The organism is Chitinimonas naiadis (genome assembly GCF_054780835.1).
In genome coordinates this window covers 202699-220361 of the sequence record NZ_BAAGVO010000001.1, presented here as the reverse complement: position 1 = coordinate 220361, position 17663 = coordinate 202699, and the positions used below count along the sequence as shown (strand labels likewise).

At 64.3% G+C, this 17663-nt stretch carries 13 protein-coding genes; 2 read left to right on the top strand and 11 right to left on the bottom strand.

Annotated features, from left to right (window positions below):
* From ACYVHK_RS00920 to xdhA, 6 genes are read right to left on the bottom strand one after another with little or no spacing between them, the layout of a single operon-like run.
* A complete protein-coding gene (locus ACYVHK_RS00920; RefSeq protein WP_460526637.1) occupies window positions 1–924 on the bottom strand; it encodes an ABC transporter permease in 924 nt (307 codons plus the stop codon).
* A gap of 57 nt (window positions 925–981) precedes the next feature.
* Entirely contained in the window at window positions 982–2091 is a 1110-nt protein-coding gene (locus ACYVHK_RS00915) for an ABC transporter permease (protein ID WP_460526635.1), read from the bottom strand.
* Window positions 2078–3619, bottom strand: coding sequence for an ABC transporter ATP-binding protein (locus ACYVHK_RS00910; protein ID WP_460526633.1), 1542 nt, complete (start codon window positions 3617–3619; stop codon window positions 2078–2080). The genes ACYVHK_RS00915 and ACYVHK_RS00910 overlap by 14 nt, the downstream gene beginning before the upstream one ends.
* Window positions 3616–4638: a xanthine dehydrogenase accessory protein XdhC gene (xdhC, locus tag ACYVHK_RS00905; protein WP_460526631.1), complete on the bottom strand. Its 1023-nt coding sequence runs from the start codon at window positions 4636–4638 to the stop codon at window positions 3616–3618. The genes ACYVHK_RS00910 and xdhC overlap by 4 nt, the downstream gene beginning before the upstream one ends.
* A complete protein-coding gene (xdhB, locus tag ACYVHK_RS00900; protein WP_460526629.1) occupies window positions 4638–6941 on the bottom strand; it encodes a xanthine dehydrogenase molybdopterin binding subunit in 2304 nt (767 codons plus the stop codon). Before xdhB ends, xdhC begins: the two co-directional genes overlap by 1 nt.
* Window positions 6938–8407 carry a xanthine dehydrogenase small subunit gene (xdhA, locus tag ACYVHK_RS00895; protein WP_460526627.1) on the bottom strand — a complete coding sequence of 490 codons (1470 nt, stop codon included), beginning with the start codon at window positions 8405–8407 and terminating at the stop codon, window positions 6938–6940. The genes xdhB and xdhA overlap by 4 nt, the downstream gene beginning before the upstream one ends.
* Window positions 8408–8704: 297 nt before the next feature.
* On the opposite strand from xdhA, the gene ACYVHK_RS00890 reads away from it, so the two are divergent.
* Both ACYVHK_RS00890 and ACYVHK_RS00885 read left to right on the top strand, forming a co-directional pair.
* Window positions 8705–9781, top strand: coding sequence for a BMP family ABC transporter substrate-binding protein (locus ACYVHK_RS00890; RefSeq protein ID WP_460526624.1), 1077 nt, complete (start codon window positions 8705–8707; stop codon window positions 9779–9781).
* Between the two features lie 104 nt (window positions 9782–9885).
* Window positions 9886–10905: an adenosine deaminase family protein gene (locus ACYVHK_RS00885; RefSeq protein WP_460526622.1), complete on the top strand. Its 1020-nt coding sequence runs from the start codon at window positions 9886–9888 to the stop codon at window positions 10903–10905.
* A 57-nt stretch (window positions 10906–10962) separates the two neighbouring features.
* On the opposite strand, the gene ACYVHK_RS00880 is transcribed toward ACYVHK_RS00885, so the two are convergent.
* The 5 genes from ACYVHK_RS00880 to puuE all read right to left on the bottom strand — a co-directional run bounded on the left by ACYVHK_RS00880 (window position 10963) and on the right by puuE (window position 17660).
* Entirely contained in the window at window positions 10963–12450 is a 1488-nt protein-coding gene (locus tag ACYVHK_RS00880; protein WP_460526620.1) for an amidohydrolase family protein, read from the bottom strand.
* 137 nt (window positions 12451–12587) lie between these two features.
* Window positions 12588–14867: a TonB-dependent receptor gene (locus tag ACYVHK_RS00875; protein ID WP_460526618.1), complete on the bottom strand. Its 2280-nt coding sequence runs from the start codon at window positions 14865–14867 to the stop codon at window positions 12588–12590.
* A 344-nt stretch (window positions 14868–15211) separates the two neighbouring features.
* Window positions 15212–15709, bottom strand: a complete 498-nt coding sequence (locus ACYVHK_RS00870; RefSeq protein WP_460526616.1) for an ureidoglycolate lyase — start codon at window positions 15707–15709, stop codon at window positions 15212–15214.
* A complete protein-coding gene (gene alc, locus ACYVHK_RS00865; RefSeq protein WP_460526615.1) occupies window positions 15706–16734 on the bottom strand; it encodes an allantoicase in 1029 nt (342 codons plus the stop codon). The genes ACYVHK_RS00870 and alc overlap by 4 nt, the downstream gene beginning before the upstream one ends.
* Complete coding sequence (gene puuE / locus ACYVHK_RS00860; RefSeq protein ID WP_460526613.1) at window positions 16731–17660, bottom strand: polysaccharide deacetylase family protein; 930 nt, start codon at window positions 17658–17660, stop codon at window positions 16731–16733. The genes alc and puuE overlap by 4 nt, the downstream gene beginning before the upstream one ends.
* Window positions 17661–17663 lie beyond the last annotated feature (3 nt).

Below are 17663 nucleotides of genomic sequence, written 5' to 3'. Positions count from 1 at the left end.
TCAACCCGGCAGGAAAGGCTTGCCGAGCGAAGCCGGCAGATTGAGCCGCAGCAAGGTACGGTCACGCGAAATGACAACCAGCACCAGTACCGTGGCGAGATAAGGCAAGGCCGCCAACAGCTCTACCGGCAGAGCAAGGCCCAGGCCCTGCGCATGGAACTGCAGGATGGTCACGCCTCCGAACAGATAGGCACCGAGCATCAGCCGGGCGGGCTTCCAGCTGGCGAACACCACCAATGCCACGGCGATCCAGCCACGGCCGGCCGTCATGTTCTGCACCCACAGCGGCGTATAGACGGTAGACAGGTATGCGCCCGCCATACCGGCCATGGCGCCGCCGAACAGCACTGCGCCGTAACGCAGGGCAACCACCTTGTAGCCGATGGCATGGGCGGCCTCGGGAGACTCGCCCACCGCCTTCAGTATCAATCCCAGCTTGCTGCGGGTCAGCACCCACCATACCGCCACGAACAGCAGCAAGGATAGGTACACCACCGCGTCCTGCCGGAACAGCACCGGCCCCAGCACCGGGATGGCAGACAGACCCGGCAACGCGATCGGTTGCAGCCCTGGCAGGCTGTAGCTCACATAGTGCTGCCCGATAAAAGCCGACAGCCCGATGCCGAAGATCGTCAGCGCCAGGCCGCAGGCCGCCTGGCTGGCCGCCAGGGTCAGAGCCAGAATGCCGAACAGCAGCGCCGATGCCATGCCGGCGAGTGCGCCGGCCAGCAACCCCGCACCGGCACCCAGACCGGTATCGGCTGCAAAGGCAAAACCGGCGATGGCACCGATCAGCATCATGCCTTCGACACCGAGGTTGATGACACCGGTGCGCTCCACCACCAGTTCCCCCAGGCCGGCCAGCACCAAGGGGGTTGCCGCCGTCAGGGTAGCGGCCAGTATGGGTATCAGATGCTCAAGCATGTCGGGTCCAATCGGGTGGTCGTCTGCCATGACACGGTGCGAGGAAAAAGGATGGTTTCATTCCGCGCCCTCGGCCGCCGGCACGGCCGCCAGCCCCAATGTCGCAGCCTGGGGCCGCCGACGCCGGAAGCGATAGTCGATAAAGGCATCAGCGCCCAGCAGGAAGAACAGCAGCATGCCCTGGAAGAGGCCGGTAATCGCTGCCGGTGTCTGCAGGGAAAGCTGGGCCGCCTCACCGCCCAGGTACAGCAGCGCCATCAGAAATCCCGCCAGGACGATCCCCAGTGCATGCAGGCGGCCAAGGTAGGCCACGATGATGGCGGCAAAACCGTAGCCCGGGGAGATATTGAGATTGAGCTGACCTATCGGCCCCGCCACCTCCCCTACACCCGCCAGACCCGCAGTCAGACCTGAGATCACCAGGCTGAACCAGACCGTGCGCTTGGCGGAGAAACCCGCATAGCGCGCCGCAGCCGGTGCCAGCCCGCCTACTTCCAGCTGGTAGGCCAGCAGGCTGCGGGCATTGAACAGCCAGAAGGCCAGTACGGCGAACAGACAGATGAAGATGGAGCCATTGAGCCGCGTTCCCTCGGCCAGGATGGGAAAGAGCGCCGTGTCGACGAACATCACCGACTGCGGGAAATTCATGCCGTCCGGATCGCGCCACGGGCCGTTGACCATATAGGACAGGATGAAACCCGCGACATAGCTCAGCATCAGCGTGGTCAGCGTTTCCTCGGCATTGAAGCGGGTCTTCAGCCAGGCCGGAATGGCGCCCCAGGCGGCACCGCCCACCGCACCCGCCAACACCATGGTCGGCAGGACCCAGGCCGCTTCGCTGCCATGGCTCAATACCGCGACACCGCCACCGCACAGGGCACCGATGATCAACTGCCCCTCGGCACCGATATTGAAGATACGGGCACGAAAACCGATTGCCAGCCCTTGTGCAATGAGGATCAGCGGCGATGCCTTGAGCAACAGCTCAGTCCAGCCATAGCCACTGCTCAAGGGCTGGATGAAGAATACCGACAAGGCATGCAAGGGCGCCTTGCCCAGGGCGACAAACAGTGCGGCGCCGCAGAGCAGCGTCAGACCGACAGCCAGCAACGGTGCCAGCCAGCGCATCAGGCTGGAAGGCTGGGGACGGGGTTCAAGCAGCGACATGGTGGCTTTCGATGGCAATGGGGTCATGCCCCGCCAGACCGGACATCTGCATGCCGATCTGTCCGGCATTGGTACTGGTGGTCGGTACTGCGGGCGTCAGTCGTCCGGCGGCCAGCACGGCAATCCGGTCGCAGATTTCAAACAGCTCATCGAGCTCCTCGGACACCACCAGGATGGCCACGCCGGTGCGCGAGAGATCGATCAGGGTCTGGCGCAGATAGGCCGCAGCCCCGACATCCACGCCCCAGGTGGGTTGCGAGATGATCATGACCTTGGGTGCCTGCATGATCTCGCGGCCGACGATGAATTTCTGCAGATTGCCGCCCGATAGCGAACGGGCCGCGGCGGCAGGGCCGCTGCAACGGACATCGAAACGCGCGATACAGGCCCGGGCAAAGTCGACTGCCTTGCCCAGCCGCAACCAGCCGCGCGGTGCCAGGCCATGGCGATGGGCCGTCAGCACGGCGTTGCCGCTGAGCGACATGGCCGGCACGGCACCACGTCCCAATCGCTCCTCAGGGACGAAGCCCAGCCCCAGATTGCGGCGCTGCCCGGCATCAAGCTGCCCGACCATCACCCCATCCAGCACCACCGCAGCCCTTTCCGCCCTTTGCTCACCCGACAAAGCCGCCAGCAGCTCCGCCTGGCCATTGCCCGAGATACCGGCAATGCCCACAATCTCGCCCGCAGATACGGTCAGCGAGATGTCCCGCAGCGTGGTGCCAAACGGTGCTTCACCCGGCAACGTCAGTTGGCTTATCGTCAGCAGCGGCCGGCTTTCTCCCTGGTAGGGCCTTGCACTGCAAACCGGCAGCTCCCTGCCTATCATCATCCGCGCCAGGCTGGCCTGGCTTTCCTGGCGAGGGATCGCCTCGGCCGTGACCTTGCCGCCACGCATGACCGTGGCGCAATCACACAGCGCCTGGATCTCGTGGAGCTTGTGGCTGATATAGAGGATGGAGACGCCCTCGCTCGCCAGATGGCGCAAGGTCTCGAACAGCGTTTCCACCGCCTGCGGCGTCAGTACCGAGGTTGGCTCGTCCAGGATCAGCAACTGCGGGTCCTGCAGCAGACAGCGGACGATCTCCACCCGCTGCCGCTCCCCGACCGACAGGCTATGCACCAGCCGCCAGGGATCAAGCGGTAGCCCGTAGCGGGCCGACACCTCGCTCACCCGCAAGGCCAGCGCCTTCAGGTCAAAAGGCGCTGCCAGTGCCAGCGCAATGTTCTCGACCACGCTCAGGGTCTCGAATAGCGAGAAGTGCTGGAACACCATGCCGATACCCAGTGCCCGCGCCTCGGTCGGGCTATGGATCTTCACCTGCCGGCCATTCCAGGTCATCTCGCCGGCATCCATCTGCACCACGCCGTAGATGATCTTCATCAGCGTGCTCTTGCCAGCACCGTTCTCGCCCAGCACGGCATGGATTTCACCCGGCGCCACGCGCAGGCTGACATCATCGTTGGCAATTACGCCAGGGTAGCGCTTGCTGACATGCAGCAGCTCCAGCCGGTATTCCTGGCTCATGGCGACTCCTGATGCGAGGCATCATGTGCTCGCGGTTGTGGCCCGACCTGGGCCAGTAGCGCACGTGCATCGCGGACCTGCAGCAATTGCGCAGCCACCGAGATGGCGATCGCTTCCGGCTGCTTGGACAACACGCCAGCCACGCCGATGGGACAAGTCATCTCCGCCAGCCGGCCGGCTTTGACGCCCCGCTCCAGCAGACGGTGTTCAAAGGAGGCTCGCTTGCTGCGCGAACCGATCAGGCCGAAATAGGCATGGTCCTGGCGGCGGAATATCCGCTCGCACAGTTGGAGGTCGAGCGTATGGTTGTGGGTCATGACCAGGAAATAGCAGCCTGCCGGCGCCGCATCGACCTCGGCCTCGGGGCTATCGGTGACGATGGTATTCACCGCCCAGGCCCAGTCTGCCTGGAAGGCATCATCCCGGTTATCCACCCAGCAGATCTGGGCTCCCAGGGGCTGCAATACCTTGATCAATGCCGCGCCGACATGGCCGGCACCAAACAGCCAGACCGGAAAACTCGGCTGCAGGAGGATCTGCTCCAACTGCCAGCCCTGCAAACCGCCTTGCAGATTGCATTGCCCATTGGCCGCCAGCATGTCGAGCCGCCATTCCGACCCTGCCAGCGGATTGAGGCTAGCCACGCTGGCTTCGGCCCGGCGATGCAGCACGGCACCACGCTTGACCGCCTCGGCCCGTTGTCGCCACAAGCCGGCCTGCTCCGGCGCGATACGCTCCAGCAACAGCCAGACCACGCCCCCGCAGCACTGCCCCAAACTGGCACCCAGATTGAAACGCAGCAGTGTCAGGGCCGGGCCGGCAGCCAACAGGCCGCGCGCCACGGTAATGGCCTCCCATTCGAGGTGACCACCGCCTATCGTATCGGTCGTGTCCTCGGCATCCACCAGCATGGCGGCGCCCGCTTCACGCGGGGCCGAGCCTTGCACCCTGACGACCGTCAGCAGCATCTGGGGTTTACCTTGCGCCAACCGCAAGGGCAGTGCCGATAGCCAATGCATCACGAACCCTCCCTACCCTGCGTGATAGCCTGCAGGATTGCTTCCGGGGTGGCCGGCGCACGCAAGGCCGGCCGGGCACCCGGCCCGACAGCGGCCGCCACCGCGTCGCGGATGGCGAAGAAGACCGACAGCGCAAGCATCAGCGGCGGCTCGCCCACGGCCTTGCTGCGATGGATGCTGTCCTCGACATTGCGATTGGCAAACAGCCGGGTATTGAATACCGCCGGCATGTCTGCGGCCGTTGGGATCTTGTAGGTAGAGGGTGCGTGGGTCATCAAACGGCCGGCCTGCTCACCGTCGGCCCGCCACCACAGCTCCTCCGACGTCAGCCAGCCCATGCCCTGGATATAGCCACCCTCGACCTGCCCGATATCGAGCGCCGGATTGATGCTCTGGCCAGCGTCGTGCAGCAGGTCCGCCCGCAGTACCCGCATCTCGCCGGTCAGGGTATCGATCGCCACTTCGGTGGCCGCAGCCCCATAGGCAAAGTAGTAGAACGGCCGACCACGCTTGGCCTGCACGTCCCAGTGGATCTTCGGCGTCCGGTAGTAGCCGCTATCCCAGAGCTGGATACGGGCATGGTAGGCACGGGCGCACAAGGCGGCGAACGCCTCCTCGTAGCCAGGCGCACGCACCTGGCCATCGACGAACTGCACCTCGGCCGGCTCGCAGCCTGCCAGCGACGCTACAAAAGCCGCCAGCCGCGTGCGTATGCTCAGGGCCGCGGCTTCCGCCGCCTTGCCGTTCAGGTCCGTCCCGCTCGACGCCGCCGTCGCGGAGGTATTGGGCACCTTGCTGGTATCGGTGGCGGAGAGGCGGACATCGGCCACCGGCAAGCCCAGTACGTTCGCTACGATCTGTCGTATCTTGGTATACAGCCCCTGTCCCATCTCGGTACCGCCATGGTTCAGCAGCACGGTGCCGTCGGTATAGACATGGACCAGCGCCCCCGCCTGGTTGTAATGGGTGGCGTTGAAGGAAATGCCGAACTTCACCGGCGTCAACGCCAGGCCACGCTTGATGACCGGACTGCCGGCATTGAAGGTGGCGATGGCCTCGCGCCGGGCGGCGTAGTCGCAATCCTGCGCCAGTTGCGCCACCAGTTCGGGCGCCACATTGTCCTCAACCGCCATACCGTAATGCGTCATGGCGCGCTCCGGACCATGACCGTAAAAATTGCGCTGCCGCACCAGCAGCGGGTCCAGCCCCAGAAAGCGGGCGATATCGTCAATCACGCTCTCGATGCCGAACATGCCTTGTGGCCCGCCAAAGCCCCGGAAGGCCGTATTGGAAGCCTTGTTGGTCTTGCAGCGCAGGCTACGGATGGCGACGGCGTCGAGGTAGTAGGCGTTGTCGACATGGCAGATGGCCCGGTCATTGACGGGCCCGGACAGATCGGCCGAATAACCACAGTCGGAAGCCAGTTCAAAGCGCACCCCCTGCAGCAGGCCGTCCGACGTGAACCCCGCTTCCCAGGCAATACGGAACGGATGCCGCTTGCCGGTCGCCGCCATGTCGTCGTCCCGATCCAGCCGCAATTTGACGGGTCGTCCCGTGGCTTGCGCCAGCACGGCGGCCAGACAGGCCCACTGGGCCGACTGGGATTCCTTGCCGCCAAACCCTCCGCCCATGCGGCGACAGCGGATGGTCACCTGATGGCTACGCCAGCCCAAGGCGTGAGCCACCATGTGCTGCATCTCGGTCGGGTGCTGGGTGCTGCACCAGACCTGAATGGTCTGGTCCTCGTGCGGCTCGGCATAACTGATCTGCCCTTCGAGGTAGAAATGCTCCTGCCCACCCACCTCCGCGACACCCTGCAAACGATGCGACGCCTGGGCGATGCAGGCAGCCGCATCGCCCGTACCGGTCTCCACCGGCGGCAGGACCCAGCTCTCCGCCGCCAGCGCCGCCTCGATGCTCAGGATCGCAGGCAGCGGCTCGTAACGTACTTTCGCCAATCGCACCGCACGACGGGCCGCCTCATGGCTGTCCGCCGCCACGGCGAACAGCGCCTGGCCATGGAACTGCACCAGATCGCCGGCAAGGATGGGGTCGTCATGCAGGATAGGACCGCAGTTGTTGCTGCCGGGAATATCGGCCGCCACCAGCACCCTCTGCACACCGGGCGCCGCGCGAACGGCGTCGAGGTCCAACGCCAGCACCCGACCATGAGCGCAGTTGCTCAGGCCGACCGCTGCGTGCAGGCAGTTGGCGGGGACCGGCAGGTCATCCGCATAGCTGGCGGCTCCGCTGACATGCAGGTGCGCACTCTCATGCGGCAGAGGCTGGCCCATCACGCTCATGGCATCACCTCGATCGCAGCGAGCTGGCCCAGGCTGCCTGACGATGCTGCCGTACTCTCCAGCCAGTATCGCCGCAACAGGTTGGCTGCCGCCTGCCGACGATAGGCCGCGCTGGCCCGCGCATCACTGAGTGGCTGGAAATCCTGTTCCAGGGCCTGTTGCCCCAGACGCAAGGTCGCCTCGTCCCACGGCTGGCCGAGCAAGGCAGCTTCGCAGGCTCTGGCACGTTGCGGCGTAGCCGCCATGCCGCCGAACGCAACGCGGGCCGAGACGATACGCTGCTGCGCATCGAGTTCCAGCGCAAAGGCGGCGCATACCGCCGAGATATCCTGCTCATAGCGCTTGGACAGTTTGTAGGTACGGAACCAGCGCCGGCTCTGTCCCGCGTGGTCCGGCACTCGCAGGGCCGCGACGAACTCGCCGGGCTGGAGCGCCGTCTTCTGGTAACCGAGGTAGAAGTCCTCCAGCGCCAGTTCGCGAACCGCCTCACCACGCTGCAGCACCACCCGGCTACCCAGCACGATCAGGGCCGGCATGCTGTCGCCGATGGGCGAACCATTGGCGACGTTGCCGCCCAGCGTGCCCGCATTGCGTACCGGCACCGAGGCGAACCGTCGCGCCAGTTCCGCCCACTCCGGCGTCTGGCGGACCAGTGCCGCGAAGGCATCGGTCAGCGAGGCCGCGGCACCGACCCAAAGCCCCTCTGCATCCAGCTGGATGCGCTGCAGTTCGGCAACCTGGCCCAGATAGAGGATATCGCCCAATGCCCGAAACTGCTTGGTCACCCACAGGCCGATATCGGTCGATCCCGCCAGCAGGCGAGCCTCCGGGTAGCGCAAGCGCAAATCGGCCAGTTCGGCGAGGGTGCGCGGTGCCATGAAACGCTGGCCAGCAACCTCATAATCGAGGGCCGGCAAGGCCGCGAGCGCGCCAAGCACCGTCGCGACCGCCGCCCTGTCCAGGTGCCGTGTCGGCAAGGCGTAGGCGGCCTCTGCGGCGGCAAGGATGGGGCGATAACCGGTGCAGCGGCAGAGGTTGCCCGACAAAATATCGAGCGCGGCCTCACGGCCCGGCCAGTCGGCCTGGTTCTCATACATGGCCCATAGCGACATCACGAAGCCTGGCGTACAGAAACCGCATTGCGAGCCATGGCAATCCACCATGGCCTGCTGCACCGGGTGCAGGCCGGCAGCGTCCGCCAGGTCTTCCACCGTGAACAACGCCTTGCCGTCGAGCGTGGGCAGGAACTGGATGCAGCTATTGACCGCCCGCAGCCGCACATCGCCGTCGACCAGTTCCCCCAGCACCACGGTACAGGCACCGCAATCGCCTTCGGCACAGCCTTCCTTGCTCCCGGTACAGTGCAGGTCTTCGCGCAGATGCTGCAAAACGGTGCGCGTCGGTGCCTGGGCATCGACTTGGCGGATCTGTCCGCGATGGTAGAAATGGAGGGGGCGGGTACTCATGGGCAACCAGACAAAATAGGTCCATTCAAGCTATCACGCGGGCAGACCCCACTGGGTATGCACCGCCATATAGCGCTTATCTGCTCAGGCGGATGTCGCGCCAGTCCTACAAAGCAAGCCCTGTTCCCCCTCCCTGCCCCATGGACAGGCCGACGGCGCAACATGCCGTTCGCCACACTGCGCGGCAGGCATAGCGTTCATATCGCTCTGAGGATAGGTGGCTGGCCTGCGGCTTGCTAAGGTAGCAAGCAGTCTGGATACCCCAGAGCCCCTACCTTCCACGAGGAGCTGCCTTCCATGTTTTCCCCATCGCTACGCACCCTGTTGCTCGGCTGCACCCTGGCCACCAGCCTGGGCCTCGCCCAGGCAGCCGACCCCGCCAAGATCGGCTTCGTTTATATCGGCCCCACCGGGGATCATGGCTGGACCTACTCGCACGACCAAGGCCGCAAGGCAGTGGAGGCCAAGCTGGGTAGCAAAGTCAGCACCAGCTTTGTCGAGAACGTACCCGAGACAGCCGATGCGGAACGGGTGTTCCGGGACCTGGCCCAGAAGGGCTACAAGGTGGTGTACGCCACCAGCTTTGGCTACATGAACCAGATGGCCAAGGTCGCCAAGGCCTTTCCCAACACCACCTTTTTGCACGCGACCGGCTACAAGACCGCCAAGAACCTGGGGGTCTACGATATCCGCACCTATGAAGGCGCCTACATGCTGGGCGTGATCGCCGGCAAGAGCAGCAAGAGCGGCAAGCTTGGCGTCGTCGGCTCCATTCCCATCCCTGAGGTCATCCGCAATATCAACGCCTTCACCATCGGCGCCCGCAGCGTCAATCCCGCCGCCAGTACCAAGGTGATCTGGGTCAACAGCTGGTTCGATCCTGGCAAGGAGCGCGAAGCCGCGCTGGCCCTGATCGCCCAGGGTAGTGATGTGCTGATGCAGAATACCGACTCGCCGGCCGTGGTGCAGGCGGCCCAGGAAAAAGGGGTACAGGCCTTCGGCTGGGACTCCGACATGAGCAAGTTCGGCGGCAAGGCACACCTCGCCGCATCGGTGCTGAACTGGGGCGTGATCTACAACAAGACGACCGAGGACGTACTGGCGGGTAAATGGCAGAGCGGCGACATCTGGTGGGGCGTCAAGGATGGTGCGATCAATATCGACAACTTCGGCCCAGCCACACCGACCGATACCCGCAAGCTGGCCGAGGCCCGTCGCGATGCGATCAAGGCAGGCACGCTACATCCGTTCACCGGACCGCTGAAGGACCAGTCCGGCAAGGTCTTTTTGGCGGCCGGACAGGTCTATGCAGATGCCGACCTGAAGAAGATGAACTTCTATGTCGAGGGTGTGGAAGGCAACGTGCCCAAATAGCACCGGCCGTCAATCCAGAACGCCCGGCATGGTTAGGCCGGGCGTTTTCGTTTATACCGCCAGGAATACGTCATCATCACCGCCTTACCCGCCAAGGAAACACCATGTCCGATACCGCTCTCGCCTTCGCCCTGAACTGCCCCAAGGCCGAACTGCACATGCATATCGAAGGTTCGCTGGAACCGGAGCTCGCGTTTGCGCTCGCCCAGCGCAACGGCATCGATTTCCCCTATGCGGATACCGAAGCCCTGCGCGCCGCCTACGACTTCTCGGATCTGCAGTCCTTCCTCGACCTCTACTACGCCTGCGCCGATGTATTGCGCACCGAACAGGACTTCCACGACCTGATGCTGGCCTACCTGACACGCGCCCACGCCGACGGTATCGTCCACGCCGAGATCTTCTTCGATCCACAGACCCACACGGCCCGCGGCATCGCCTTCGAGACCGTGCTCAAGGGGCTCGAAGCAGGTGCCGCCCGCGCCGAGGCGGACTTCGGCATCACCACTCGCATGATCCTGTGCTTCCTGCGGCACCTGAGCGAGGAAGACGGCTTTGCCACCTTGGCGGAAGCCGAACCCTTCATCGACCGCATCCACGGTTTTGGCCTCGACTCCAGCGAACAGGGCCATCCACCGGCCAAGTTCGAGCGCCTGTTCGCCCGTTGCCGGGCGCTGGGCAAGCCCGTCGTCGCCCACGCCGGCGAGGAAGGCCCACCTGCCTATATCTACGAAGCCCTGGACCTGCTCAAGGTCAGCCGAATCGACCATGGTGTGCGGGCCAGTGAAGACCCGGCCCTATTGCAACGCCTGGCGCGCGAGCAGATGCCGCTGACGGTCTGCCCGCTGTCCAATGTGAGGCTGCGCGTGTTCGACAAGATGGAACTGCACACGCTGCCCGCGCTGATGGCCGCCGGTCTCAAGGTCACCCTCAACAGCGACGACCCCGCCTACTTCGGCGGCTACCTGGGCAACAATATCCGCGCCGTGCAGGCCGCTTTCCACTGGGATGCCCGTACTTGGTACACGCTGTCGCGCAACAGCCTGGAGGCGAGCTTCGCCAGCGCCGGACAGAAAGCGGCCTGGATCCAGAAACTGGATGCACAGTTCGCCGACCTGGCCTGAATCTGGGGGGCCAAACAAAAAAGCCCGGCTTGTGCCGGGCTTTTTTGTTGCTTCGCCTTACTGCCTGGCGCACACGGCAACGGCTTGTGGCTGGCACAGCTTGGCATCGTTGATGGTATAGACCGCCTGCTGGAGCAAGCTCCCCAGCGGATGGGCAGGGTCCGCACCGCAAACGGTGCGTTGCTGGCCACACAGATCACGTGGGTCGCTGGCGCAACCGGCCAGGGTCTGCGGCAAGCGGCCAGCCCAGACGGTCGGGAAATTGGCCGCCTTGCCGCCGATGAACACCGCCACCGTCTGCGCCAGCGCAGCCCGCTCAAGCGCCTGACCCAGCGAGGTCGCCCCCTGGCTGTCGAGCAGCACGATATCGGCCTGCTGACCCACCGTCAGCGCGCCCAACTGGTCTTGCAAGCCGACTGCCTTCGCGCCACCGCTGGTGGCCATGCGATGGATGTCCGACCAGCTGAGCAGGCCATGCAGATCTTGCCGGCTGTGATTGGCCATGCAGCGCATCTCGTCGAGCATGGTCAGCGAGCCCGAAGGCGACCAGTCGGTACCCATTGCCAGGTTGACGCCCGCCGCCTTCATCGCCGGCACCGGTGCAGTCGCACCATAGAGCACGAAGTTCGAGCGAGGCGACAGCACGACCGACACCTGCTGCTGCACGAAGCGGCTGATCTGGGCCTCGCTGATCGCCACGCCATGGATAAAGGCATTGGGTGACGTCTTGGGCTTGACCGCATCCAGCAGGCAGTCGACCTCATAACGGGCGCCCGTCGTAGTGCCCTCGCCCACATGCGGTACATAGGGATTAGGCAGCGGCAGCCTGATGCCGGCCAACTGTTCTGCCGTGCACGGCGCACTGAGCTGGGCATTGGTCTTGAAGTCGTTGAGCGGGAAGGTGCTGTCCTGCACCGTCGCCCCCTGCGGCGTGCCCAGTACCGGATCAGTCAGCTTGAGGTTGCGGGTAAAGGCACGATAATCCTTGGCGCCCGACAAGGCGGTGCTGCCACTCAACTGATGGCGCAGCATGGCCAGCTCGCTGACCTCGGCCCGCACCGTTTCATCCTTCGGCGCATCGCCCTCGAAACCACGCGCCTGCGCCGTCAGGGAACGCCAGTCGTGACGATGGGTCCAGCGCTGCGTTGGGTCCTGCGCTGGCTGCTGGTAGGAATAATCGATGTGCTCATGCAGGTTCATGAACCCGGCCGACACCACGGTGCCGCGGCAATCAATACTGACCGCCTCCTTGGCCGGTACCTGGCAACCCGCCGCACTGATGCGACCGTCCGCCTCAACCCGCAGCTCGCCGCCCACATAGACCTTGCCACCGCTGATCACGATGCCCTTGATACGTTGCGCCTGGCCGCTACCCGACAGGTTGCAGCTGCTGGCCGTGCCGGCGTAGCTCGCGTCGCAGACCTCGACCGGGTAGCCCGCCCCGTCAAACGTCGCTTGCCGGCTGCTCGCCACCGGAGATGTCAGGGGGAGCTGGCTACAGGCGGTAAACAGCAGGCCGCTACCAGCGATCAGGAGCTTGTTCATGCGAAAGTCCATGGCGGGAAGGATTGAATAGGGATAAGAAGGCGCCAGTTTACCGGCTCGGTTTTGCACGCCCATGAAAAATGCCAGTCGGCGGCGCCGACTGGCATGATTCCAACAGGCTCAAGGCGAACCGGTGATCAGAACACCGCCTTGAACTGCACACCCCACATGCGCGGCTCGTTGACGAAGCCGGTCAGGTTGTTGAAGTCGATGGCGCCGGTGACCTGCTCGCGGTTGGTGATGTTGCGACCAAACAGGGCCAGCTCGTAGTTGCCGTTATCCCACTTGTAGCCAGCGCGTACGCCCCCTTCCAGCAAGGACTTGCCGGTGTACTCGACCGACTCGTACAGGAAGAAGTTGACCTTGCTGCGGTAGGCCCAGTCGGTATACAGGAAGTACTCGCCACCATCCGCCGTCGGGATGCCGTAACGCAGGGTGAAGTTGCCGATCCACTTCGGTGCCTGCGGCAGGGCATTGCCGTTGATCTTCACGAGGCCGGTCACCGGATCGATCGGATTGGTGATGGTGCAGCCACTGCCGCAGCCCGCCACTTCCAGGCTAGCGTCCTTCAGTTCGGTATGGTTGTAGCTGCCACCCACGGTCGCCAGCAGGTTCGGCGTCAGATAGGCCTGCAGGTCCATCTCGATGCCCTGGCCGACCGACTTCTCGGCATTGAGCAGACGCACCACGTTATTGCCGCCACCCACGCCGGTCAGTTGCTGGTCCTTCACCTCGAAGCGGTACAGGCCGGCCGACAGCTTGGCACGACGGTCGAACAGGTCGGCCTTGATGCCGACTTCCACCGAGGTGCTGGTTTCCGGCTTGGCGACCGATTGTTGGCCGAAGGCCGACGCCGGCTGGATGCTGGCACCGCGGAAACCCGTCGCCAGGCGCGAGTAGACATTGAGGTCGGGCGTCAGCGCATAGGTGCCGCTCAGATCCCAGCTGACCTTGTTGGCACCGGGACTGGCAGACAAGGGGCCGCTCAGAGTCGAGCCATTGACGTTCTCATAGTGCTCGACGGCAAAGTCCTTCTTGTCATGCGTATAGCGCAGGCCACCACGCAACTTCAGCTCCTTGCTGACCGCATAGTTGACAGAACCGAACCAGGCCCAGGCCTTGTTGGTCTGGCGCGAACGCTGGTACTCGGTCTGCTCGCCGGCACCCAGGCTGTTGTAGGAGAAGCTCTCGATGGTGTAGTCCTCATCGAAGTAGTAGACGCCGGTCTGCCAATTGAACGGTCCCTTGTTCTTCGACTCGATGCGGAACTCCTGCGTCAGTTGCTTGAGCTTGGGCACGGCATCGGCGGTTTCCGACGGGAAGGGAATGAAGCCCGGGCCCGAAGGTGGCGCAAACACGGCGCCATAACCGCCATCCACGTCGCCGCGGCTATAGGTATCGAGATGCTCAAAGCCGGTGATGGAGCTCAATGCCCAGCTGCCGAAATCCCAGTTCAGACGGGCACTGGCGCCGGTATTGGTGAGGTTCTGCTCGTTGGCGCCGTCGATCGACACCTTGTCGATATCAAAGCCGTCGACCAGATCGTTGGTGCCCTTCTTGATGATGTTGGCGCGGAACAAGCGGGCGGTACCGTCGAGCTTGCGGCCGTGGACGTTGAACAGGCCACTGAAGGTGCTGTCCGGCTTGAACAGCAGTTGCACACGGCCGGCGCGGTCGTTATAGCCCTCAAGGTGCTGGCTGGGCGACTTGGCGACGGTATTGTCGACCCAGTCGTCACGGTGCTGGACCAGGGCCGAGAAACGCATAGCGACCGTATCGCCCAGCGGCAGGTTGTAGGCGGCCTCCACGCTGCTGGTGTTATCCGTCCCCCAACTGGTATTGACGTACCCCTCGCGGTCCTTGCCTGGCTTGACCGAGTCGAACTTGACCACGCCAGCCGGCGAATTGCGGCCGAACAGCGTGCCCTGCGGCCCGCGCAGCACTTCGATCTGCTGCAGGTCGAATACCGGGAAGCCCTTGAGGATGGGGTTCTCCTGCACCACGTCGTCGTATACCAGCGAGACCGGCTGCGAGGCATTGAGGCGGAAGTCGGTATTGCCGTAGCCGCGGATATAGAAGCGCGGGAAGGCACGGCCGAACGAGGATTCGATATTCAGGCTAGGCACCCGCCCGGACAGGAAGCGCACGTCCTGCCCGCCGGAGGCCAGCACATCGAGCTTCTCGCCACCCAGGGTGGAGATCGAAGTCGGCACATCCTTGGCCTTCTCGCGACGACGTTCCGCGGTCACCGTCACTTCCTTGACCTTTCCGGCTTCATCCTTGTCGACGACCGGCTCATTGCTATCGGTCGACAGTGCGTCCGCTTCAGCGGCATGGGCCAGTGGCAGCATCGCCAAGGCCAGGGCAAGCGCCAGGGGACGCAGGGTGAAGGCCGACGCCAGGTTCTGTTTGTTCATGTACCACTCCCGATAGTTGTGCCCTTGTGGGGCAGGTTTTCTTGATCTGCGTGTACCGAATGCAGCTTGCATGCCTGTCCGGACGAACACCGCCCCTTGCCGGGGGTAGGCAAGGAGGACCGGCTGGTGCGAGCGGGACAGGACCGACACGACAAACCCCATGACAACGGGGTTTCGGGGTAATGGGCGCAAGTGGGGCTGTGGCCGACTATTTGCAAGTAGCCATAGTGTTTATTGCGGCAGGAAAGGCTGGGGGTGGCTCAATAGCCTGTGGATAAGCCGGAAGGAGCGCTGGCTACGCCCCTGGACGGTGCGTAGCCGCACCATCTTGCGGCCCGGGAGACTCAGCGCAGCGCAGGGAGAATGGCGGGAGGGGCGAGGACGACTTCATCGCAATTGGGGCCGGTCCCGGCACGGTCCAGTACCAGGAAGTCGCTGACGGCATCGAGCGCCAGCAAGGGGTGATGCCATACCCCCGCCGCATAGTTGACTCCCTGCTGGCCGGTTGCCAGAAAGGCCTGCACCGTATTGGCCGTGGGCGGATCACCCGGCAGGGCCACCACCACGAGATAGGCACGCCCCGACAGGGGATAGAAGGCCTGCGAGCCGAGCGGGTGCCGTTCCATCATCGCCACCGTGAACGGCAGGCTGCGTGGCTGGCCGCGAAACAGGCTGACGATCACCCTGCCATCCTGGCCCGCATCGAGCCGGGCCAGGTCGTGATAGCGCTCGGTATTCCCGCCGTTGATGGGAAAATGCCGGACCGCCTCGGCGGCCTCGATCACATCGCCAAAGGGCTTGAACGCCTCGGCCGTCAGGGCCTGGACCGTGAGCAGGATCATCGTGCCACCTTGCCCCAAAGACGCAGGCGTGAAACGCCGCCGTCAGGATGGATGTTGAAACGTACATGGCTGACCGGGCCGAGCCGGGCCAACTGGCTGTCGAAGTGATGGATGGCATCCATGCCCAGCGGCTGCTCCGGCAGCAGGACCGGCCAGAACATGCTCTGGGTGATCAGCGACTGATCGGTCCCCCCCTTGACCAGCGCCGCCTGCACCGAGCAGCGGTCCGGATAATTACCCTTGAAATGCGCGGTATCCACCTCGATCCGCTCGACCAGGCCGGTCGTGCCCAGTGCCAGGATGCACCAGTCGTTGCCCGGTTCACGACGACGGCGGGTTTCCCAGCCATCGCCCATATTGATACCCCGCCCCGGTAGCAACAGATTGGCAGGCTGGCCATAGTGCGCATCGTTCCAGGCGATGGCGCGCCCCCCGTTCTGCAAGGCCAGCAGGTCCACCTCGGCATCCGGCGGCAGATGCTCGAACACCCCCAGCGCCTGCCCGTAGACACGCAGCCGGGCAATGCCGCCATCGGGATAAATGTGGATACGCAGATGGGTCCAGGCCGCCTGGCTATCGATCGCCAGCAGATGGTGGCTATTCCCCTTGAGGCTGACCGCCGGCAGGATCTCCGTCCACACGACGCTACCCAACTCGTCGCTGCTGGCGTCGGTCGCCTCGATGGAGACGGCCGGCGCATAGTTGCCGGTAAAGTGGCTGGTATCGACATCGAAGCCCTGGATTACCCCACGCCGTGCCAGCCGGATCACGCTCCAGTCATGCCCGCCAGTCCGCTTGCGGCGCGTCTCCCAGCCATCCATCCACTTGCCGTTGTCGTCATAGAGACCAGGGATGAACGCTGCCGGGTCCGGCTTGAGCATGCGCTCCAGCGGGGCAAAGAACGCGTCGCTGGCCGCGAGCGCGGCAGCACCGATGCGGGGGTCCGCCAGGTTGATGGCGCGACGCGCCCAATCTGGCAGATCGGCAGCGGGGGCAAGGATGGGGGCGGCGGTAAAGGTAGTCATGGTTGTCCTTGTGCGGGATGGGTCGCCATCCAGTGGCGGGCGATGTCGATACGCCGGCAGACCCAGACCTTGTCATGCTGTTCAAGGTAATCGAGAAACCGCTGCAGCGCCCGGAACCGGCCCGGCCGGCCCAGCAGGCGGCAGTGCATGCCGATCGACAGCATCTTCGGGCTGTCCTCTCCCTCGGCATACAGCACGTCGAAACTGTCCTTGAGGTAAGCAAAGAAATGGTCTGCCGTATTGAAGCCCTGTGGACTGGCAAAACGCATATCGTTGGCATCCAGCGTATAGGGCACCACCAGATGCGGGACCACGCTGCCATCGGTCTTTTGCACCCGGGTCCAGAACGGCAGGTCATCGCCGTAGTAGTCACTGTCGTACAGAAAGCCGCCCTGCTCCACCAGCAAGCGGCGGGTCTGCGGGCTGTCGCGGCCGGTATACCAGCCCAGCGGCGCCTGGCCGGTCAGCGCGACGATGGCCGCGATGCCCTGCTGCATATGGGCGCGTTCCGTTGCTTCGTCCATGTTCTGGTAGTGGATCCAGCGCCAGCCATGACAGGCGATCTCGTGCCCCAGCTCAACCACGGCCTGCGTCAATTCCGGATGGCGCTGCAAGGCCATGCCCACGCCAAACACCGTCAGCGGCAGGCCACGACGCTCGAACTCGCGCAGGATGCGCCAGACCCCGACCCGTGAACCGTATTCATAGATCGACTCCATGCTCATGTGCCGGTCCGGGTAGCTGGCGGCACCGATGATCTCGGACAGGAACTGCTCGCTGCCGGCATCACCGTGCAGCACCGAGTTCTCGCCGCCCTCTTCATAGTTGAGGACAAACTGCACCGCGATGCGTGCCTCGCCCGGCCATCGGGCATGAGGTGGTTGGCGGCCGTAGCCGATCAGATCGCGCGGATAGCGGGTGTCCATGGT

What these genes read in the sequence shown, in the direction of transcription:
- ACYVHK_RS00920 (WP_460526637.1), bottom strand. Translation starts at nt 924, where the DNA reads ATGCTTGAGCATCTGATACCCATACTGGCCGCTACCCTGACGGCGGCA.
- ACYVHK_RS00915 (WP_460526635.1), bottom strand. Translation starts at nt 2,091, where the DNA reads ATGTCGCTGCTTGAACCCCGTCCCCAGCCTTCCAGCCTGATGCGCTGG.
- ACYVHK_RS00910 (WP_460526633.1), bottom strand. Translation starts at nt 3,619, where the DNA reads ATGAGCCAGGAATACCGGCTGGAGCTGCTGCATGTCAGCAAGCGCTAC.
- xdhC (WP_460526631.1), bottom strand. Translation starts at nt 4,638, where the DNA reads ATGCATTGGCTATCGGCACTGCCCTTGCGGTTGGCGCAAGGTAAACCC.
- xdhB (WP_460526629.1), bottom strand. Translation starts at nt 6,941, where the DNA reads ATGAGCGTGATGGGCCAGCCTCTGCCGCATGAGAGTGCGCACCTGCAT.
- xdhA (WP_460526627.1), bottom strand. Translation starts at nt 8,407, where the DNA reads ATGAGTACCCGCCCCCTCCATTTCTACCATCGCGGACAGATCCGCCAA.
- ACYVHK_RS00890 (WP_460526624.1), top strand. Translation starts at nt 8,705, where the DNA reads ATGTTTTCCCCATCGCTACGCACCCTGTTGCTCGGCTGCACCCTGGCC.
- ACYVHK_RS00885 (WP_460526622.1), top strand. Translation starts at nt 9,886, where the DNA reads ATGTCCGATACCGCTCTCGCCTTCGCCCTGAACTGCCCCAAGGCCGAA.
- ACYVHK_RS00880 (WP_460526620.1), bottom strand. Translation starts at nt 12,450, where the DNA reads ATGAACAAGCTCCTGATCGCTGGTAGCGGCCTGCTGTTTACCGCCTGT.
- ACYVHK_RS00875 (WP_460526618.1), bottom strand. Translation starts at nt 14,867, where the DNA reads ATGAACAAACAGAACCTGGCGTCGGCCTTCACCCTGCGTCCCCTGGCG.
- ACYVHK_RS00870 (WP_460526616.1), bottom strand. Translation starts at nt 15,709, where the DNA reads ATGATCCTGCTCACGGTCCAGGCCCTGACGGCCGAGGCGTTCAAGCCC.
- alc (WP_460526615.1), bottom strand. Translation starts at nt 16,734, where the DNA reads ATGACTACCTTTACCGCCGCCCCCATCCTTGCCCCCGCTGCCGATCTG.
- puuE (WP_460526613.1), bottom strand. Translation starts at nt 17,660, where the DNA reads ATGGACACCCGCTATCCGCGCGATCTGATCGGCTACGGCCGCCAACCA.